This window comes from Streptomyces sp. NPDC088910, assembly GCF_044749865.1.
GTDB lineage: Bacteria > Actinomycetota > Actinomycetes > Streptomycetales > Streptomycetaceae > Actinacidiphila.
Map to the genome: position 1 here is coordinate 508361 of NZ_JBIVIV010000002.1, position 18701 is coordinate 527061.

Annotated in this window: 16 protein-coding genes; 10 read left to right on the forward strand and 6 right to left on the reverse strand. The window is 71.7% G+C overall.

The window, feature by feature from the left end; translation table 11 throughout:
- The first annotated feature begins 158 nt into the window (after window positions 1–158).
- Both ACIP4Z_RS06795 and ACIP4Z_RS06800 read left to right on the forward strand, forming a co-directional pair.
- A complete protein-coding gene (locus ACIP4Z_RS06795) occupies window positions 159–953 on the forward strand; it encodes an MHYT domain-containing protein (RefSeq protein WP_391041900.1) in 795 nt (264 codons plus the stop codon).
- A 159-nt stretch (window positions 954–1112) separates the two neighbouring features.
- Window positions 1113–2198: a hypothetical protein gene (locus tag ACIP4Z_RS06800; RefSeq protein WP_401305559.1), complete on the forward strand. Its 1086-nt coding sequence runs from the start codon at window positions 1113–1115 to the stop codon at window positions 2196–2198.
- A gap of 120 nt (window positions 2199–2318) precedes the next feature.
- Here the strand turns inward: ACIP4Z_RS06800 and ACIP4Z_RS06805 are convergent, their stop codons facing one another.
- Entirely contained in the window at window positions 2319–3257 is a 939-nt protein-coding gene (locus tag ACIP4Z_RS06805) for a zinc-binding dehydrogenase (RefSeq protein WP_401305561.1), read from the reverse strand.
- Between the two features lie 110 nt (window positions 3258–3367).
- Between ACIP4Z_RS06805 and ACIP4Z_RS06810 the strand changes: the two genes are divergently transcribed.
- The 4 genes from ACIP4Z_RS06810 (at window position 3368) to ACIP4Z_RS06825 (ending at window position 6659) form a co-directional block, all read left to right on the forward strand.
- Entirely contained in the window at window positions 3368–4009 is a 642-nt protein-coding gene (locus ACIP4Z_RS06810) for a TetR family transcriptional regulator (RefSeq protein WP_401305563.1), read from the forward strand.
- Window positions 4010–4086: 77 nt separating this feature from the next.
- The gene (locus tag ACIP4Z_RS06815; RefSeq protein WP_401305565.1) at window positions 4087–4386 is read left to right on the forward strand and encodes a hypothetical protein; all 300 of its coding nucleotides are present in this window, start codon (window positions 4087–4089) and stop codon (window positions 4384–4386) included.
- 261 nt (window positions 4387–4647) lie between these two features.
- Window positions 4648–5328 (forward strand): GntR family transcriptional regulator, encoded by a 681-nt coding sequence (locus tag ACIP4Z_RS06820; RefSeq protein ID WP_355339557.1) that lies wholly within the window; start codon window positions 4648–4650, stop codon window positions 5326–5328.
- Window positions 5325–6659: an MFS transporter gene (locus tag ACIP4Z_RS06825; protein WP_391158667.1), complete on the forward strand. Its 1335-nt coding sequence runs from the start codon at window positions 5325–5327 to the stop codon at window positions 6657–6659. The genes ACIP4Z_RS06820 and ACIP4Z_RS06825 overlap by 4 nt, the downstream gene beginning before the upstream one ends.
- Before the next feature lie 168 nt (window positions 6660–6827).
- Here the strand turns inward: ACIP4Z_RS06825 and ACIP4Z_RS06830 are convergent, their stop codons facing one another.
- Window positions 6828–7652 (reverse strand): maleylpyruvate isomerase family mycothiol-dependent enzyme, encoded by an 825-nt coding sequence (locus tag ACIP4Z_RS06830; RefSeq protein ID WP_355339563.1) that lies wholly within the window; start codon window positions 7650–7652, stop codon window positions 6828–6830.
- Between the two features lie 133 nt (window positions 7653–7785).
- On the opposite strand from ACIP4Z_RS06830, the gene ACIP4Z_RS06835 reads away from it, so the two are divergent.
- Complete coding sequence (locus ACIP4Z_RS06835) at window positions 7786–8589, forward strand: carbon-nitrogen family hydrolase (RefSeq protein ID WP_355339566.1); 804 nt, start codon at window positions 7786–7788, stop codon at window positions 8587–8589.
- Window positions 8590–8710: 121 nt separating this feature from the next.
- Here the strand turns inward: ACIP4Z_RS06835 and ACIP4Z_RS06840 are convergent, their stop codons facing one another.
- Entirely contained in the window at window positions 8711–9205 is a 495-nt protein-coding gene (locus ACIP4Z_RS06840) for an LURP-one-related family protein (protein ID WP_355339569.1), read from the reverse strand.
- Window positions 9206–9244: 39 nt separating this feature from the next.
- Between ACIP4Z_RS06840 and ACIP4Z_RS06845 the strand changes: the two genes are divergently transcribed.
- The gene (locus ACIP4Z_RS06845) at window positions 9245–11146 is read left to right on the forward strand and encodes a thioredoxin-like domain-containing protein (protein ID WP_391041892.1); all 1902 of its coding nucleotides are present in this window, start codon (window positions 9245–9247) and stop codon (window positions 11144–11146) included.
- A 99-nt stretch (window positions 11147–11245) separates the two neighbouring features.
- Window positions 11246–14320, forward strand: coding sequence for a hypothetical protein (locus ACIP4Z_RS06850; RefSeq protein WP_401305569.1), 3075 nt, complete (start codon window positions 11246–11248; stop codon window positions 14318–14320).
- A 48-nt stretch (window positions 14321–14368) separates the two neighbouring features.
- On the opposite strand, the gene ACIP4Z_RS06855 is transcribed toward ACIP4Z_RS06850, so the two are convergent.
- From ACIP4Z_RS06855 to ACIP4Z_RS06865, 3 genes are all read right to left on the reverse strand, one after another.
- Window positions 14369–14605 carry a hypothetical protein gene (locus ACIP4Z_RS06855; RefSeq protein ID WP_188282515.1) on the reverse strand — a complete coding sequence of 79 codons (237 nt, stop codon included), beginning with the start codon at window positions 14603–14605 and terminating at the stop codon, window positions 14369–14371.
- Window positions 14606–14776: 171 nt separating this feature from the next.
- On the reverse strand, window positions 14777–16069 hold the full coding sequence (locus tag ACIP4Z_RS06860; RefSeq protein WP_355339578.1) for a M18 family aminopeptidase: 1293 nt from the start codon (window positions 16067–16069) through the stop codon (window positions 14777–14779).
- Window positions 16070–16210: 141 nt separating this feature from the next.
- Window positions 16211–18037, reverse strand: coding sequence for an acyl-CoA dehydrogenase C-terminal domain-containing protein (locus tag ACIP4Z_RS06865; protein ID WP_391041888.1), 1827 nt, complete (start codon window positions 18035–18037; stop codon window positions 16211–16213).
- A gap of 136 nt (window positions 18038–18173) precedes the next feature.
- Here ACIP4Z_RS06865 and ACIP4Z_RS06870 point away from each other — a divergent pair, with 136 nt between their 5' ends.
- Complete coding sequence (locus tag ACIP4Z_RS06870; protein WP_391041886.1) at window positions 18174–18617, forward strand: SseB family protein; 444 nt, start codon at window positions 18174–18176, stop codon at window positions 18615–18617.
- Window positions 18618–18701 lie beyond the last annotated feature (84 nt).

The following is an 18701-nucleotide window of genomic DNA, read 5'->3' on the forward strand; positions in this document are numbered from 1 at the left end:
GCCCCACGCGTCCCCGCTGTGTACCAATTTTGAAGATCAATATCGCCGAATGGCCGTATAGGTGATACAAGGTCGTACACCTGTGCGCGCGTGCCTCTCCGGCCTGCGCTGTCGTCACTTCACTCAGCAGGCAGGAAAATCCTGAGAGGGCCGCTCAAATGCAACACCACGAACCGCTCTGGTCCAACTCCCTTTATCCGACGTTCGCTTACGTGATCGCCTTTGTCGGCTCCGTGCTCGGCCTGGCCTGCTCGTCCCGGCTGCACCTCGTGGGATTCGGGCGGGGAAAGAGCTGGCTCGGATCGGGAGCCGTCGCGCTGGGCACCGGAATCTGGGGCATGCACTTCGTCGCGATGCTCGGCTACGACGTCCAGGGCGTGACGCTGCGCTACAACGTGACGCTGACCGTGCTGAGTTGGGTGCTCGCGGTGGGCGTCGTCGGCGTCGGGATCTACGTGGCGGGCCGGGACTCGTCCTGGCCGTCGCTGCTGGCGGGCGGCCTGCTCGCCGGGGTCGGCGTGGCGGGTATGCACTACCTCGGCATGGCGGCGATCATCATGCCGGGCACGATGAGCTACGACGGCTCCACCGTCGCCCTGTCGATCGTCATCGCCATCGTGGCCGCCACGGCGGCGCTGTGGGCGACGCTCCGCGCGCGCGGCCCGCTCTTCATCACCGGGGCCGCGCTCGTCATGGCCTTCGCGATCAGCGGCATGCACTACACGGGCATGGCGGCGGTCAGTTCCACGATCACCGACCACACCGACCCGACCACGGGCGTCTCGGCCTCCGCCTTCGTCCTGCCCCTGATCGCGGGCCTGAGCCTGATCGTCTTCGTGGTCGCCTTCGCGGTCCTGATGAACCCGACCGAGGAGCTGGCCGCGGACAATCCGGCCCCCGTCCGCCAGGCTCCGCCCCAGCCCGCGACGACCCACGGCGACTGGCCGTCCTGAGCCCGGACGCCCGGACGCCCGGACGCGTACGAACCGCCCTCCCCGGTCGTCCCGGCAGCCCCACCAGCGGGCCGACGCGGCCCGCTCGGTAGCGTGGACCGGGTTCCGGCGGCCCGAGGCCGTTACGGGGAAGTGTTGTTCACGGGGAAGCAGGGACTCATGGTTAACCGAAAGCACCGCGTCGCGCTGGCGGCGGGCCTCGCGGCGACGTGTCTCGTCCTGACCGCCGGGTGCGGCGGCTCGTCGTCGGACGAGACGTCGGACACGTCCACGGAGAAGAGCGGGGACGCGGGCAAGGGCAAGGGCGGGAAGAAGGCGGCGCCGCTGCTGACCGTGGCCGAGGCGAACAAGATCGTGGACACGTATCAGGCGCTCAACAACGAGGCGAACGCGAAGCTCAGCCCGGCGCTGATCGCCAAGGCCGAGGCAGGGGCCATGCTCGCCTTCGACAAGGGCTACTTCACGCAGGCGTCCGGCCTCGACCAGAAGAACGTCAAGGCGAATCTGGCGGGCTTCGTGTACGTCAACCGCGCGTTCTACATCCCTCCGGCCGCGGCCAACACGGACTGGTTCATGGTGAGGGCGCAGGGCGCGGAGCTGAAGGACGGCAAGCCGGGCGCGCCGTGGACGACCGGCACCCGCTTCATCGTCTTCAAGCACACGGCCGACGGCTGGCGCGCGGTCAACTCCCAGGACTTCTCGGGCGACGAGCAGAAAAAGATCCCGGAGATCGCGCTGGACGCGGACGGGCTGGCGCGGGTCGCCGAGCCAACGGCGAAGATCGGCGGCACCGCGCCCGCGGACCTGGCCGACCTGGTGGCGGACCTCTACGTGACCGGCGGCGCCGACACCCCGCTGGCGCGGACCACGGCGCGCGAGAACGCGATCTCCGCGTACAACAACCGTCTCAACGGCCTCGACGGCCACGCGTACAACGACTACAAGAAGGCCGCCCCGCGCGTCGGCACCACGTACGCGCTGCGCACGAAGGACGGCGGGGCCCTCGTGCTCAACGACAGCGCCGTCGACGAGACGTCACTGGCCAAGGACCTGACCTCGTACATCACCCTCGGCAAGCGGCTCAAGCCGTTCGTCAAGAAGGGCGCGAGCGACCACATGTACCAGGTCGTGAACCACGAGATGCAGATGGAAGTGGGCGTGATCGCCCCGAGCGGCACCCCCACCGTCTACGGCCTCGAACAGCAGACGACGAGCGTGGACGCGACCCCGATGAGCACCGTCTGACGGACGGTGCGTCCGCCCCGGCAGTACGGCGGGCGGCGGCCGTTGAGCCGCCCGCCGCCTGCCGCCTCGCGTCCGTCCGCCCGCCGCCCGCCGCCTCGCGCCCGTCCGTCCGGGACGACATCACCCGAAGACGGCGACCAGCCGTCCGACCACCTCGCCGCGCTCCAGCCGCCCGACACCCTCGCCGATCTCCTCGAATCCGATCTCGGTGACCCGCGACGACAGCTTCCCCTCGGCGACGAGGTCGAGCACCGCCGCGCAGTCCTCCTTCGATCCGGCCTGGGAGCCGACGAGTTCGACCTCGTTCAGGGTGAGCGCCTGAAGGTCGATCTCGCCGCGCGCGCGGCCGAGGCCTACCTGGACGATACGGCCGCCCCGGCGTACGGAGTGGATCGCGCCGTCGGTGGTCGTCCCGAACCCGGCGAAGTCGACGACCACGTCGAGGTTCTCGCCCGCGAAGTCGGTGATGTCGCCCGCGACCTTCTCCGCGCCGAGCGAGCGGGCGAAGTCGTGCACGCGCTCGTTCTTCTCGGCGACGAACACCGTCGCGCCGAGCGCCAGCGCGGTCTGGGCGCCTAGCGAGCCGAGCCCGCCGAGGCCGATGATCCCGACGCGGGAGCCGGCGGTGACCCTCCCCTGCACGGAGACCGCGTGGTACGAGGTGAGCCCGGCGTCGGTGGCGGCTGCCGCCTGGTCGAACGGCACCCCGTCCGGCAGCGCGACGACGAGCCGTTCGAGGACGACGACCTCGTCCGCGAATCCGCCGTTCTTCGATGTGCCGGGCCCCTCGATGGCGGCCGGGATGACGACCTTCTGGCCCACGGTGAACCGCGTCACGCCCGAGCCCACGGCGGAGACGACACCGGCGATCTCGTGGCCCAGTGTGATCGGCCGGAACGGGAGCAGCGGCGTCAGCGTGCCGTCGAGAAACCCGACGTCGCTGTGGCACAGCCCGGCCGCGCGGACGTGCACGACGAGTTCGTCCGCGCCCGGTGCCGGGGCCGGGACCTCACTGAGGGTGAGGGGCTTGCCGATGTCGGTGAACTGCCATGCGCGCATTTTCCGCTCCTTGGACGGTGAGCTCCCGGCGGGGCCGCGCTGATGTCGGCGGTCACCCGGAAGAATATTGGTACCTCATCCCAAAAATACTCCTCCACTACGCTCGGGCGATGACCACCTCCCGAAGGAGCCGCGGCCGACCGCCCGCCTCGACCCGCGAAGCCCTGGAGGAAGTCGCCTTCGACCTGCTGCTTCGCGACGGCTACGAGGCGACGACGCTCCAGGCGATCATGGCCGCGGGCGGTGTCGGGCGCTCGACGCTCTTCCGCTACTTCGGGTCGAAGGCGGGGATCGTGTGGGGCGAGTTCGACCGCGCGGTCGAGCGGCTGCGGGCCGCCCTTCGTGACGCCGACGACGTACCCGTCATGACGGCCGTACGGGCGGCGGTCGTCCGGTCCACGCGGCTTTCGCAGGCGGCGGCGCCGGACTCGTGGCTCGACCGCTTCCGCGTGCTCGACCGGGACCCCGCGCTCGTCGCGGAGGCCGCCGCGCACTGGCGCGTCTGGGGCGAGACGGTGAGCGGGTACGCGGCCGGGCGCACCGGCCTCGACGCGGGCGACCCCGTCCCGGCGGCGATCGGCGGCGCCGTACAGGCGGCCTACGTCGCGGTGCTCAGGCGGTGGGCCGGGGCGGCGGAGGCGCGCGGGGACGACGCCGGGGCCGAAACGGTCGACATCGACGAGCTCGACCGGGACCTGCGCCCGGTCACCGACGCCTTCCAGGCCGTCCTGGACGGCGTGACGCGAGGCTGAACGGAGGCTCCGCCGCCGCTTGGCGACCTCCTTCGGTCCCCTTGTCCCGCGGCGGCGGCCGTGTTGCGACGGTGGGCGTGAGCCAGCCGAAGCGCGAGGGACATCAGGACCGTACAGGCGTCGATCGGGGAGAGAACCTGCCCCGCGATGCGCGGTCGGGCAGCGGCCTGATCCGTGTCGTCTCCTCCGAACCCGTCGGCGACGGCGTCCGCTCCGTCCACGTCGCCTACGAGTTCCCCGAGGGCCGCTGGACCCAGACCTTCCTCTCCCGCCCCCTCACCCCCGCCCCCTTCGAACAGGCCCTCCGCGAAGCCGACTTGACCCTCGGCCGGGGCCGCAGCCCACGTCCGCCACGGGACCGCCCCCGGCGCCGGTGACCTCGGCGGCGAACAGAGCGAGCGCCGTACGCAGGGCCGGCGCGCCGTCCAGGGCCTCCCGTACGAAGTCCGCGTAGCTCACCGCGACCGTGTCGTACGAGGTTCGGGTGTCCGCCAGCCAGTCGTCCGCAGTCATGCTCCGAGACGGTAGTCCCGCGGCCCGCCGCCGCCGAAGCGCCCCTGCGCAAGGGGCTCCTGGCATGTCCATATCCCGGACGGCCGTACCGTCCCCTCAACTGTTGTATCTATGATGCGTGCATCATGGATGCCAGCACTCTCACCGTCGCCGCGCCCGGCCCCGCCGTCAAGGCGCCGCCCGCCGCCGAGCGGGTCTATCTGCACGTCAAGTCCGGTGTCCTGGACCGGAGTTACGAGGGCGGCACGCTGCTCACCGAGGGGGATCTCGCCGACGCGGTGGGGGTCTCGCGCACGCCGGTGCGCGAGGCGCTGCTGCGGCTGGAGGCGGAGGGGCTGATCAAGCTCTACCCGAAGAAGGGCGCGCTGGTGCTGCCGGTGTCGGCGCAGGAGATCGCCGACGTGGTGGAGACCCGGCTGCTGGTGGAACAGCACGCCGTGGCCAAGGTGGTCGGGGCGGTGCCGCCGCGGCTCATCGCGCGGCTGGAGGAGTCCCTGGCCGAGCAGCGCGGGCACGCGGAGACCGGCGACCTGGCGGCCTTCGCCGTCGCGGACCGCTGCTTCCACGCGGAGATCGTCCGCGCGGCGGGCAACCGTATCCTCGCGCACCTCTACGACCAGCTCAGGGACCGTCAGTTGCGGATGGGGGTGGCCACCATGCACGCCGAGCCGAGCCGGGTGGCGAAGAACATCGCGGAGCACACCGAGATCCTGGACGCGCTCAGGGACGGCGCGGCCGACACGGCCGCCGACGTCGTGGACCGGCACGTCTCGTGGGTGAAGGTGCTCGCCAGGGGCGAGTCGTGAGCCGGAGCCCGGCCCCGGAGAAGGTCCTGCCGGGCGACCCGCCCGGCGGACGCCGTGCCGCCCTCGTCTGGGGCGTCGGCACCTCCGTCTACCTCGTCGCCGTCGTCCACCGCACCAGCCTCGGCGTCGCGGGCATCGACGCCGCCGACCGCTTTCACATCGGCGCCTCCGCGCTCTCCAGCTTCTCGATCCTCCAGGTGCTGGTCTACGCGGGCATGCAGATACCGGTCGGGCTGATGGTGGACCGGCTCGGCACGAAGAAGGTCCTGCTGCTCGGCGCCGTGCTGTTCACCCTCGGCCAGGGGGCGTTCGCGCTGTCCCACTCGTACGGCATGGCCCTCGGCGCCCGCGCCGTGCTGGGCTGCGGCGACGCCATGACCTTCGTGAGCGTGCTGCGGCTCGGCTCGCGCTGGTTCCCCGCCAGACGCGGCCCGATGATCGCCCAGGGCGCCGCCCTGTTCGGCGTCGCGGGCAACCTCGTTTCGACCGTCGTCCTCTCCCGCGTCCTGCACTCGGCGGGCTGGACCCCGACCTTCCTCGGCACCGCCCTGGTCGGCGCGCTCGTCCTCGTCCTGGTCGCCCTCTTCCTCAAGGACCACCCCGAGGGATACGAACCCGCGCCCGCCGAACACGCGGGCCTGACGTACGTACGCCGCCAGATCGCCGCCTCCTGGGCCGAACCCGGCACGCGCCTGGGCATGTGGACGCACTTCACCACCCAGTTCTCCGGCATGGTGTTCCTGCTGCTGTGGGGGCTGCCGTACCTCGTCGAGGACCAGGGGCTCTCGCGCGGCGCGGCGGGCGGGCTGCTCACGCTCGTCGTCGTCGCCAACATGTTCTTCGGCATGGTCTTCGGGCAGCTCATCTCCCGCCACCACGGCGCCCGCATGCCGCTCACCCTCGGCGTGATCGCGGCCACCGCCGCCGCCTGGGCCACGACGCTCGCCTGGGGCGGCGGCCACGGCCAGGACCCGATGTGGCTGCTGGTCGCCCTGTGCGTCGTCCTCGGCGCCTGCGGGCCCGCCTCGATGATCGGCTTCGACTTCGCCCGCCCCGCCAACCCGCCCGAGCGGTTCGGCACCGCCTCCGGGATCGTCAACATCGGCGGCTTCACCGCCTCCGTCCTCACCCTGCTCGCCGTCGGCCTGCTCCTCGACGCGACCGGCGACGACTACCGGATCGCCTGGAGCAGCGTCTTCGTGCTCCAGGCGGTCGGCACCGCCCAGATCCTACGGCTCCGCCGCCGTGCGGAACGGCTGGAGCGGGAGCGGATCGCGGTCAGCCGCGTCGAGAGCGTGCACCGCCTGCCGGCGGCGGTCACCTCCGACTGACGCCCGGCGCGGCCGTACGACGCTGTACGGCGGCGGGGTTCATGGCGGGCGCGCCGTGATTCGGGCGCGCGGTGATCCGGGCGCGCGGTGATCCGGGAACGGCGCGATCCGGGAACGCCATGATCCGGGAACGGTGCGATCCGGGAACGGCGCCCGAGGCGCCGGGCGCTACTTCGTGACCGCGATGTGCGACAGGATCGCGTCCGCCAGTTGCCGGTCGCCCTCGATCTTGAGCTGGTCGGCGAGCGCGGCCGGACGCGCCCGGCCGGTGAGCAGCCGCAGGAACGTCTCCCAGTCCACGACGAAGGTGACGGCCGGGCCGAGCGAGACGGCCGAGTCGATGCTGCCGTGACCCTCGGCGTTCACCCGTACGGTCCGCATGAACTCCAGCGGTCCGTGCACGTCGAAGACGACCGCGGAGCCCGGCTTGGCGCCCGCGTCCTCGGCGACCAGCTTCGGCAGCGAGCGCAGGAGGTAGTCACGGGCCAGTACGGCCGCGGGGGAGGCGAGGTTGCCCGGGGCGTCGAGGGCCCGGCGCAGATCCTGCTCGTGCACCCACACGTCGAAGACGCGGCCCCAGAGCTGTTCCTCCAGGGTGACCTCGCCGCCGCCGATCGCGCGGACCTCGGCGTCCGGCTGCCGCGACTCGTTCCTGAGCTGCCGCGAGCGGCGGATGATCGTGTACTCCAGCTCGGACGTCATCTCCGGCGCCGTGTGGTGGCGGCGGATGTCGACCGGGACCTCCGTGTAGCGGGCCGTCTCGCTGGTGATGTGCCGGAGGTCGCTGGGAAGTGTGTGGATGGGGCGCGGGTCGCCCAGCAGCTCGCACTCGAAGCCGATGATGTGGGACACGACATCGCGGACCGACCAGTACGGGCACTCGGTGTGGCGGTTCCACGCGCCGTCGGGCAGCGGCGTCACCAGTTCGTTGACGGATTCTATGGAGTGGGTCCAGGCGTCGATATACGGCTGGAGCTTGCTGTGGACGGTCACGGGACCCCTCGACGGTCGGTGCGCGGTCGTGGCGGTTGGCGCCTAAGTTACGCTGCGCGCGGGCGCCCACGCAGTGCTTTCGAGTGACGATGGTAGGCCCGGCTTGACGACCCAACGTATGGGCGGTGTCCGAGTGCGCGCAACGCTTCTTCAGATCGACGTGGACCAGAGGGAATCGGTCGCCTCGCGGCGCGACCGTGTGGCAGCGATGGTACGTGCCCACGCGGACGCGGATCTTGTCGTGCTGCCCGAACTGTGGCCGGTCGGCGCCTTCGCCGCGGAGGACTTCGCGGCCGAGGCCGAGACGGCGGACGGCGGCCCGACCGCCGAGGTGATGAGCGCGGCGGCGCGCGACGCCGGGGTGTGGCTGCACGCCGGGTCGATCGTCGAACGCGACGTCGTCGGCGGCGAATTGTTCAACACCTCGCTGCTCTTCTCCCCCGACGGCGCTCTCGCGGCCGTCTACCGCAAGATCCACCGCTTCGGCTTCGACCAGGGCGAGGCCGTCCTCATGTCCTCCGGGCACGACATCGTCACCGCCCGCGTCCCCGGCACCGTCCTCGGCCTCGCCACCTGCTACGACCTGCGCTTTCCCGAGCAGTTCCGGCTGCTGCTCGACGCCGGGGCGCAGACGCTGGTCGTTCCGGCGGGCTGGCCCGCGCGGCGGCTCGCCCACTGGCGGCTGCTGGTGCGCGCCCGCGCCGTCGAGTCCCAGGCGTACGTCCTCGCCTGCGGGACCGCCGGCACCCACGCCGGGGTGGAGCAGGCCGGGCACAGCATGATCGTCGATCCCTGGGGTGAGATCGTCGCCGAGGCCGGGCCCGCCGAGCAGGCGCTCTCCGCCGAGGTCGACGTCTTCCGCGTGGACGTCACCCGCGCCGATTTCCCCGTCCTCCGCGACCGCGTCCTCGGAGTCCCCACCCCGAAGCCCCGCTAGGGCCTGTCCGGCCGCGAGAAGGGCCCGCCGGTCTTTCAGGGGCGCTGCGGGCACCCACCCGCGCGAGGTTCGGGCACAGGGGCGGCGCCCCGGAAGGACCGGGTCGCCGCCCTGCGCAGGGCTATTCGTCCTCGTGCTCCTTGTCGACCATGCGGTCGACGCACACCGCCACCGCGATCAGCATCGCGGCATCGGCGTCCTCGCGCTCGATGTCGATGGCGTAGGCGTCACGGAGGGTGAACCACTTGCGGGAGATGCGCGCGAGGCGCTCCCCCTCGTACTCGATGTCGAACTCCTTGTCGATGATGTCGCCGCGCACTTCGAGTTCCTCGCCGGAGGCGAGCTCGGCGCGGAAGACGTCGCGGAGCAGGTGGAGGCGCTTCTTGCGGACGGTGACGAGGACGTCGCCGTCGCGCTCGATGGTCATGGCGTCCCGCAGGGACACCAGCTTCTTGCGGATGACGGCGACCTCGTTGCCGTCCGGGTCCTGGAGTTCGAGGGTGTCGCGGATCCGGAGGACCTTCCCGTCGACGTAGAAGGCCCTGCGGCCGTGCTCGTCCTCGATCCAGTAGTCGTCACCGATGGCGAACATCTTCTCTCGCACCACGTATTTCATAGGGAATGCCTACCCCGGCGGATGCTGTTGGATGGGGATATGACTGCACGTGCACGTGTCCGGGCGCCCGAGCTGACCGGCGAGGGCGGCTGGCTGAACACCGGCGACAAGCATCCGACCCTCGCTGACCTGCGGGGCAGCATCGTCATTCTGGATTTCTGGACGTTCTGCTGTGTGAACTGTCTGCATGTCCTGGACGAGCTGCGGGCCCTGGAGGAGCGGCACAGGGACACGGTGGTGATCGTCGGCGTGCACTCGCCGAAATTCGTGCACGAGGCCGAGCACCAGGCGGTCGTGGACGCGGTGGAGCGGTACGAGGTGCACCACCCGGTGCTGGACGACCCGCAGCTCTCGACGTGGAAGCAGTACGCCGTACGGGCCTGGCCGACGCTGGTGGTGATCGACCCCGAGGGGTACGTGGTCGCGCAGCACGCGGGCGAGGGGCACGCGCACGCGCTGGAGCAGCTCGTGACGGCGCTGGAGAAGGAGCACGCGGCCAAGGGCACCCTGCGCAGGGGCGACGGCCCGTACGTACCGCCCGAGCCGGTCGCGACCGACCTCCGCTTCCCCGGCAAGGCGCTCGCGCTGCCCGGCTCCGGGCACTTCCTGGTGTCGGACTCGACCCGGCACGCCCTGGTGGAGCTGGCGGCGGACGCCGAGAGCGTGGTGCGGCGGATCGGCACCGGCACGCGCGGGCTGGCCGACGGCAACGCGGAGACGGCCCGCTTCAGCGAGCCGCAGGGGCTGACGCTGCTGCCCGACGGCAGCGTGATCGTCGCCGACACCGTCAATCACGCGCTGCGCCGCGTCGACCTGGGCACCGGGCACGTGACGACGGTCGCGGGCACCGGAAAGCAGTGGTGGCAGGGCTCCCCGACGTCCGGCCCGGCCCGCGAGGTGGACCTGTCCTCGCCGTGGGACGTGGCCTGGTTCGACGACCGGGTGTGGATCGCGATGGCGGGCGTGCACCAGCTCTGGACGTACGACCCGGCGACGGAGACCGTACGGGTCGCGGCGGGCACGACCAACGAAGGGCTGGTGGACGGGCACGCGGCGCAGGCGTGGTTCGCCCAGCCGTCCGGCCTCGCGGCGGCGCCGGAGCGCGGCGAGGCGGGGGCGCCCCCGGCCGACGGCTGGGGAAGGCTGTGGATCGCCGACTCCGAGACCTCGGCGCTGCGCTGGGTCGAGCGCGCCGACGACGACCCGGACGCGGACGCGGCAGGCGGTGACGGCGGTGAGCCGCGCCGCTACATCATCCGTACGGCCGTCGGCACCGGCCTGTTCGACTTCGGCCACCGCGACGGCCCCGCCGGGCAGGCGCTGCTCCAGCACCCGCTGGGCGTCACCGCGCTGCCGGACGGCTCGGTCGCGGTCAGCGACACGTACAACAACGCGCTGCGCCGCTACGACCCGGTGACCGGCGAGGTCACCACGCTCGCGACCGGCCTGCGCGAGCCCTCGGACGCGGTGGTCGTGGACGGCGACATCGTCGTGGTGGAGTCCGCCGGGCACCGGCTGACCCGGATGCACCTGCCGGAGGAGGCCGTCCGCGTGGAGGCCGTCGCCCACCGTACGCAGCGGGACGCGACCGACGTGGCGGCCGGTGCCTTCCGGCTCGACGTGGTGTTCACCGCGCCCGACGGGCAGAAGCTCGACGAGCGCTACGGGCCCTCGACGCGGCTGCTGGTCAGCGCCACCCCGCCGGAACTCCTGGCGGAGGGTGCGGGCAAGGGCACCGACCTCTTCCGCGACCTGGTCCTCGACCCGTCCGTCACCGAGGGCGTCCTGCACGTCTCCGCGATGGCCGCGTCCTGCGACGACGATCCGGCCAACCCCTACCCCGCCTGTCACGTGCACCAGCAGGACTGGGGCGTCCCGGTCCGCGTCGGCGCCGACGGCGACTCCCGGCTGGCGCTGGTCCTGGCGGGCCTGGACGCGTAAGGCGTACAGGCGCCGTACGGGCGTGCCCGGGCGGTGAGTAAGCTCCGGCCATCACTCTTGATCCGCCGGGGGGCGGAGCGTCACCTGGGGAGGGACCGAGTGCCTCGTCGCGCTCTCACACGCGGCTCCGTCGCGGCGGCCACCGTCGTCGTCATGGCCGCCGGGCTCGCCCCGGCCGCCACCGGCGGCACGGCGTACGCGGACGGTACGCCGTCCGGTACCGCGTCGCAGGAGACCGTCATACCCGCCGGTTCGCGGTGGCTGCCGCAGAGCGAGCCGCTGATCACCGCCGGGAACGACGGATACCTGGTCAGGGGGGCCAACGGCGCCCACTGGGTGAATCCGGCGGACGGCAACGAGGGCCCGGTACTGCCGGATCCCACGCCCCTGGCCAACACCGGCCTGTCCGCGCACCTCATCCGCAACTTCCCGTCCCAGTCGGTGACGATCACCGACTACGACACCAACACCTTCCGCACGGTCACCGCGCCGGCGGGCCAGCGCTGGGTGCCGTTCGGCTTCAGCCTCGACCGCGTCCTCACCAGCGAGACCGCCGCCGACGGCACGCTCGCCGCGCTGCACGTGATCGGCGACGGCAAGGACGGTTCCGCCGACCTGACCGTCACCGGGCTGCCCCCGGGGACCGCCGTGCCCGACTGGCCCGACCTGCTCGCGCAGAACCGCGACCACGCCGTCCTGCGGCTGACCTCGGGCGCCGCGCCCGGCACCGCGCGCAATTACCTGCTGGACTACCGCACCGGCACGCTGCGCGCGATCCTCGCCGACGTGCCCGCCGCCGAGCAGACCACCGTCGTCCTCGGCAGGGACCGGGTGCTGGCGTACGGCGGCGCGGCCACGACGGCGTACACCGTACGGCTCGACGACCCGACGGCCCCCGTCGAGAAGACGCCGCTGCCCACCGACGGCCGGGACGGTACGCCGAAGCTCACCGTCACCGGGGACCGCGTCCTGGTGCTGGAGCGGTCGACGGACAGCCAGTCCGCGGGACTTCCGCTGCGGGCCGTCCCGGTCGGCGGCGGCCCCGCGCGGACCCTGCTGGCCAAGGTGGCCACGGACATGGCGACCGCGCCCGACGGCTCGGTGCTGGTCGAGGGCGGCACAGGACCCGACGACTGGGCGGTCCGCCGGATCACCGCGGCCGACGGCGCCGACGCGACCGTCACCGACCTCAAGACGCTGCCGCCGGTCGCGGCCACGGTCTACGGACTGTCCTACAGCGCCGGGCGGCTGGCGTACTCCGACACCACCCGGCCCTACCCGGCCCTGGTACGGCGCGATGTGGCCGCGGGCCCGGCGCCCGCCGTGTCGGAACCCGAACTGCTGTGGAGCTACGGTCCGAAGCCCGCCGACTGCGGCTCCGGCGTCTCCTGCGTGCACCTCCAGGGCACCGGCACCGGCACCGTGGCCTTCTCCGCCGCCAACATCATCACCGTGCCCCAGCCGCCGTCCCCGACCGATTCGCGCGCCGTCTTCCTCGGCGCGCCCGGCACGGTCACCGACGCCGCGGGACCGTACGTCGTGGTGCACACCGGCACCCCCGCGCGGCAGAAGGTCTTCGACCTCCGCTACGACGGCACCCTGTTCGACGGCCCGGTCACGGCCTCCGCGCTGTGGGGCCGCACCCTGTGGGTGCCCGGCAGCGCCACCGGCACCGTCCGCCCGTACGACCTGGAGCGGCGGACGTACGGCGCCACGGTCCAGACGGGCGCGCCGTGCGTGCCCAAGGAGCTTCAGGCGGACGGGCGTTGGCTGTACTGGTCGTGCGGCACCAGCGCCGGGGTGCACGACCGTACGACCGGCAAGAACGTGCCGGTGCCGACCGGGACCGCGCTGCTGGGCGACGGTTACGTCGTCCGGCACGACACGACGGCGGGCCGTCTGATGCTCACCGACGTGCACACGGGCTCGGCCGTCGGCAGCAACCTCGCGGAACTGGCAGCGAGCGACCTGGCCGACGACCGAGGCGTGACGTGGACGGTGGACAAGTACGGCGGCGGTGTCGCGTACGTCGATGCGCAACACCGCTTCCACGTGCAGCCGTTGACCTCGATACCGCGCAGCGCGGTGTCGGTGCTGAGCAGCGACGTCGGCCCGGCCGTCGTCGACGTCCTGGACAACCCCGAGGACTGGTACGGCAGGTGGACGCTGTCCCGGCCCGTCGCGGGCTGGAGCCTGACGGTCACGGACGAGGCGGGCAGGACGGTCGCCACCCGCCGCGGCTCCAAGGGCGCGCAGGTGTCGGCGAGTTGGAATCTCAAGGGCGCCGACGGGGCGTGGGTCAGGAACGGCCGCTACACCTGGACGCTGACCGCGCCCCCGGCCGACGGCGGCCCCGGCGGGCTCTCCCTCACCGGCCTGATCGTCGTCAAGGGCGCCGCGGGCGTGCACGACTTCACCGGTGACGGGACCGGCGACTTCTTCGGCCTCACCCCGTCCGGCCGCCTGGACCTGCGCGCGGGCAACGGCAAGGGCAACGTCAACGCGGCGCGCTCCACGTCCGGTTGGCCGACGTCCTCGCTGTACGTGCCCTACGGCGACCTCGGCGGCGACCGGGTCAACGACCTGCTGGTCAGGGACGCCTCGGGCCAACTGTGGCGCTACGACGGCAAGGCGGGCACGAACTTCACCCCGTCCCAGCCGCGCACGCTCATCGGCCCCGGCTGGAACGCGTACGACGCGCTGGCCTCGGTCGGCGACCTGACCGGTGACGGCCGCGCCGACCTCGTGGCGCGTACGCCGTCCGGCAGCCTGTACCTCTACGCCGCCGACCGGAACGGCAGGTTCGGGCCGCGCACCCTCATCGGCGGCGGCTGGAACACGTACAACCTGCTGATCGGCTCGCAGCACTCCGAATCCGTCGGCTACGGCCGTCAGCTTCTGGCCCGGGACAAGTCCGGGGTGCTGTGGGCCTATGACGGCGACGGCAAGGGGCACTTCGGGCCGCGCGTGAAGATCGGGTCCGGCTGGAACATCTACAACTCGATCGTGGGCGTCGGCGAAATCCGGCCGGTCCGGGGGGCGTACCTCACCGGACTGGTCGCCCGTGACGCGGCGGGCGACCTGTGGCGCTACGACGGCCGCGACAGCGAGCCGGGCTTTGCCGCCCGCGTCAGGCTCGGCGCGGGCTGGCAGATGTACAAGTCGCTGTTCTGAGATCCGGGGCTGACCTCACGTCAGAACGCCGGTGGTACTGGCCTGGTGTCAGTACCGCCGGTCACCCGGGTAGTAGCGCTCCTCGACGGGCGGGATGTCGCCGTCGGCCGTCGGGGGAATCCGGCGGCGCTTGAAGATGCTGACGTAAGCGGCGAGTCCGATGATGCCGACGGCCATCATGATCAGGCCGAGCAGATCCATGTTGACGCCCTTGGCGTGCCAGTCGGTGGCGAACGTGATGATCGCACCGACCGCGATCAGAATGATGCAGCCTCCGATGCCCACAATTACCGCTTCCTTTGGCCTAGTTGTGCTCCGGCGTTCTGAAGCAGCGCCTACCCCGGACCTCGGGGCACAAGCAGGCGCATCGGGTCGCGGGCGGGCCGGGGCGCGGCCCCGGCCCGCAAGCAGGCCCCGGAAGGCCCCGGAAGCAGTCCCCGGAAGCAGTCCCCCGAGTCAGGCCGCCAGGAAGGCCGTCAGGGCGCTGGCCAGCAGATGCGGGTCGTCGGCGCCGGACATCTCGCGGGCCGAGTGCATCGAGAGGATCGGCACCCCGACGTCGACCGTGGTGATGCCGTGCCGGGCGGAGGTGATCGGGCCGATCGTCGTCCCGCAGGGCATCGAGTTGTTCGACACGAAGTGCTGGTAGGGGACGCCCGCGGTGTCGCAGGCCGCCGCGAAGACGCCGCGGCCGGTGCCGTCGGTGGCGTACCGCTGGTTGACGTTGGTCTTCAGGATCGGGCCGCCGTTGGCGCGCGGGTGGTGCGTCGGGTCGTGCCGCTCGGCGTAGTTGGGGTGCACGGCGTGGCCGGAGTCCGACGAGACGCAGACGCTCGCGGCCAGCGCGCGCTGCCGCTCCTCGAAACCGCCGCCGCGCGCGTGCACCGAGCGGCTGAGGACGTTGCCGAGCAGCGGGCCCTGGGCGCCGGTGTCGGACTGGCTGCCGTTCTCCTCGTGGTCGAAGGCGGCGAGCACCGGGATGTACGTGAGGTCCTGGCCGCCCGCCGCGGCGGCCAGCGCGGCGGCGCCCGCGTGCACCGACAGCAGATTGTCCAGCCGGGGGCAGGCGAACAGCTCCTCGTCGCGCCCGAGGAAGGCGGGCGGCTGCGTGTCGTGCGTCATCAGGTCCCAGCCGACGACGTCCTCCGGGTCGAGGTCCGCCCGCTCGGCGAGGTAGCCGATCAGGTCGCCGTCCTGCGCGTCGCCCAGGCCCCACACCGGCTGGAGGTGGCGCTGCTTGTCCAGCGTCAGCCCGTCGTTCACGCCCCGGTCCAGGTGGATCGCGAGCTGCGGCACCCGCAGCAGCGGGCGGTCGGTCGCGACCAGCCGCGTACTGCCGTCGCGCAGCGTCAGCCGGCCCGCCAGGCCCAGGTCCCGGTCCAGCCAGCTGTTCAGCAGCGGGCCGCCGTAGATCTCCACCGCCACCTGGCGCCAGCCCTGCGACCCCATGTCCGGGCGCGGCTTCACCCGCAGATTCGGCGAGTCCGTGTGCGCGCCGACGATCCTGAACGGTGTCTCCGGCCGTGCGCCGTCCGGCACGAACCACGCCACCACCGCGCCCCCGCGCAGCACATACCGCCCGCCCGGCTCGGCCCCCCACTTCTCCGTCTCCGTCACCCGCCGGAACCCGGCCCCCTCCAGCCGCTCCGCCACGGTCGCCACCGCGTGGTACGGCGTCGGACTCGCCTGCACGAAGGCGGCCAGATCTTCGGTGTGCTTACGGCCAAACGCCGGACGCTGAGAGCTCATGCCCTCAGCTTAGTTTTCGGCCATATGGCTCGCCCCGTTAGGGGCGCGGGGAGCTGCGCGAGCAACCCACCACCGGCGGGCAGTCCGGCGACCACCGGACTGCCCGCCGGGGCGGGTGAGAAGGAGTCCTCCGGGGGCGGGTCAGAAGGAGTCCTCCGGGAGGTCCATGAGGCCGAGGTCGACGGATTCGGCCAGGGACCGAGCCGTCCCCACGCCGGGAAGGACATTGGCGGCGAAGAACTTCGCGGCGGCGACCTTCCCCGCGTAGAAGGCGGCGTCCTTGGCGGAGGCCCCGGAGAGCTTCTCGGCGGCCACGCCGGCCCCGCGCAGGAGCAGGTACCCGATGACCACGTCACCGGAGGCGAGCAGCAGACGCGTGGTGTTGAGCCCCACCTTGTAGATCGAGCGGACGTCCTGCTCGGTGGCCGAAAGGTCCGTGAGCATGGCGCCGACGATCGCCTCCAGGTCCACCGCCGCCTTGGCGAGCTGGTCGCGGGCGGCGGCCAGGTCCTCCCCGCCCGTGGCCTCGGCGAGGAACTTCTTGATCTCCTCGCTGAGCGCCGTCATGGCCTGCCCCTGGTCGCGGACGATCTTCCGGAAGAAGTAGTCCTGGCCCTGGATGGCGGTGGTGCCCTCGTAGAGCGTGTCGATCTTGGCGTCCCGGATGTACTGCTCGATCGGGTACTCCTGGAGGTACCCGGAGCCGCCGAAGGTCTGGAGGGACTGGGCGAGCTGCTCGTACGACTTCTCGGAGCCGTAGCCCTTGACGATCGGCAGCAGCAGGTCGTTGAGCCCGTGCAGCCTCGTGGCGTCCTCACCGGCCGCCTCCGCGACCTGGATGGCGTCCTGCACGGAGGCGGTGTAGAGCACCAGCGCCCGCATGCCCTCGGCGTACGCCTTCTGCGTCATGAGCGAGCGGCGGACGTCGGGGTGGTGGGTGATGGTGACCTTGGGCGCGGTCTTGTCCATGAACTGCGCGAGGTCCGGGCCCTGCACGCGCTCCTTGGCGTACTCCAGCGCGTTCAGGTAGCCGGTGGAGAGCGTCGCGATGGCCTTCGTGCCGACCATCATGCGGGCGAATTCGATGATCCGGAACATCTGCCGGATGCCGTCGTGCTTCTCGCCGATCAGCCAGCCCTTGGCGGGGAGCCCGTCGCCGAAGGTCATCTCGCAGGTGTTGGACGCCTTCAGGCCCATCTTGTGCTCGACGTTGGTGGCGTAGACGCCGTTGCGCTCGCCCAGCTCGCCGGTCTCGAAGTCGAACTCGTACTTCGGGACCATGAACAGCGACAGGCCCTTGGTGCCGGGTCCCGCGCCCTCGGGGCGGGCCAGCACGTAGTGGATGATGTTCTCGGACATGTCGTGCTCGCCCGAGGTGATGAAGCGCTTGACGCCCTCGATGTGCCAGGTGCCGTCGTCCTGCTTGACCGCCTTCGTGCGGCCCGCGCCGACGTCGGAGCCCGCGTCGGGCTCGGTGAGGACCATGGTGGAGCCCCACTGCTTGTCGACCATGAGCGCGGCGATCTTCTTCTGCTCCTCGGTGCCCTCCTCGTAGAGGATTCCGGCGAAGGCCGGGCCAGAGGAGTACATCCACACGGCGGGGTTGGCGCCCAGCACCAGCTCCGCGTAGGACCAGATCAGGGAGCGCGGCGCGGTGGTGCCGCCGATCTCCTCGGGCAGGCCGAGCCGCCAGTACTCGGCGTCCATGAAGGCCTGGTAGCTCTTCTTGAAGGTCTCGGGCACCGGGGCGGTGTTGGTCTTCGGGTCGAAGACCGGCGGGTTGCGGTCGGCGTCGGCGAAGGACTCCGCCAGCTCGTTCTCCGCCATGCGCGCCAGCTCGGCGAGGACGTCCTTCGCGGTCTCCACGTCCATCTCGGCGAACGGACCCGTGCCGTAGAGCTGGTCGCGGCCGAGCACCTCGAAGAGGTTGAACTCGATGTCGCGGAGGTTCGACTTGTAGTGGCCCATGACGTCGGCTCCGTATCGCAAGTGGGGTGGTCGTGGCACTCGTGGAAAATAATGCTACCCGTCGGTAATAAGAAGCAACCCCGGAAGGGTCGGATGTGACCGTTTCCTCGTCCCGGGGGCCGTTACTCTTGAGGCCGTGTACGGCTACGAGCAGAGCGTGAATCCCGGACCCGGCCCGGTCCAGGGCGCCGCACCCATGCCCGGTGGCTATCCGGAGCCCTCCCCGCCGTCCCTGGCCGACGCGGTCCGCGCCTTCACCACGGGTTCGATGGCCGCCGAGGACTTCCAGGCGATCTTCGCCACGTCCAAGGTGTACTGCCCGCGCGGCGATAATCCGGGCTTCCTGGCGCTGCACGACACCCAGCAGCCGGTCATCCCGATGTTCACCTCCCTGAAGGAGCTGCGGCGGTACGCGGGCAAGGAGTCCAAGTTCTTCGTGATCACCGGCGCCGAGGTGCTGGACCTGCTGCCCACCGGCTACGGCTTCGTGCTGGACATCGACGGCCAGCATCGCATGGTCTTCGACGCCAAGGCGGTCGAGCAGATGGTCGACTTCACGATGCGCCGGATGTACGGCTGAGGCTGCCCGGCGGCACGCCTGAGGCCGTACGGCGGCGCGCCTGAGACCGTACGGGCACACGTCCCGGCTCGTACGCCCGCGCTT

Excerpts from the sequence above, each read along its gene's own strand:
- ACIP4Z_RS06845 (WP_391041892.1), top strand. The coding sequence starts at position 9,245 with ATGACTGCACGTGCACGTGTCCGGGCGCCCGAGCTGACCGGCGAGGGC.
- ACIP4Z_RS06795 (WP_391041900.1), top strand. The coding sequence starts at position 159 with ATGCAACACCACGAACCGCTCTGGTCCAACTCCCTTTATCCGACGTTC.
- ACIP4Z_RS06840 (WP_355339569.1), bottom strand. The coding sequence starts at position 9,205 with ATGAAATACGTGGTGCGAGAGAAGATGTTCGCCATCGGTGACGACTAC.
- ACIP4Z_RS06805 (WP_401305561.1), bottom strand. The coding sequence starts at position 3,257 with ATGCGCGCATGGCAGTTCACCGACATCGGCAAGCCCCTCACCCTCAGT.
- ACIP4Z_RS06800 (WP_401305559.1), top strand. The coding sequence starts at position 1,113 with ATGGTTAACCGAAAGCACCGCGTCGCGCTGGCGGCGGGCCTCGCGGCG.
- ACIP4Z_RS06860 (WP_355339578.1), bottom strand. The coding sequence starts at position 16,069 with ATGAGCTCTCAGCGTCCGGCGTTTGGCCGTAAGCACACCGAAGATCTG.
- ACIP4Z_RS06820 (WP_355339557.1), top strand. The coding sequence starts at position 4,648 with ATGGATGCCAGCACTCTCACCGTCGCCGCGCCCGGCCCCGCCGTCAAG.
- ACIP4Z_RS06810 (WP_401305563.1), top strand. The coding sequence starts at position 3,368 with ATGACCACCTCCCGAAGGAGCCGCGGCCGACCGCCCGCCTCGACCCGC.
- ACIP4Z_RS06865 (WP_391041888.1), bottom strand. The coding sequence starts at position 18,037 with ATGGGCCACTACAAGTCGAACCTCCGCGACATCGAGTTCAACCTCTTC.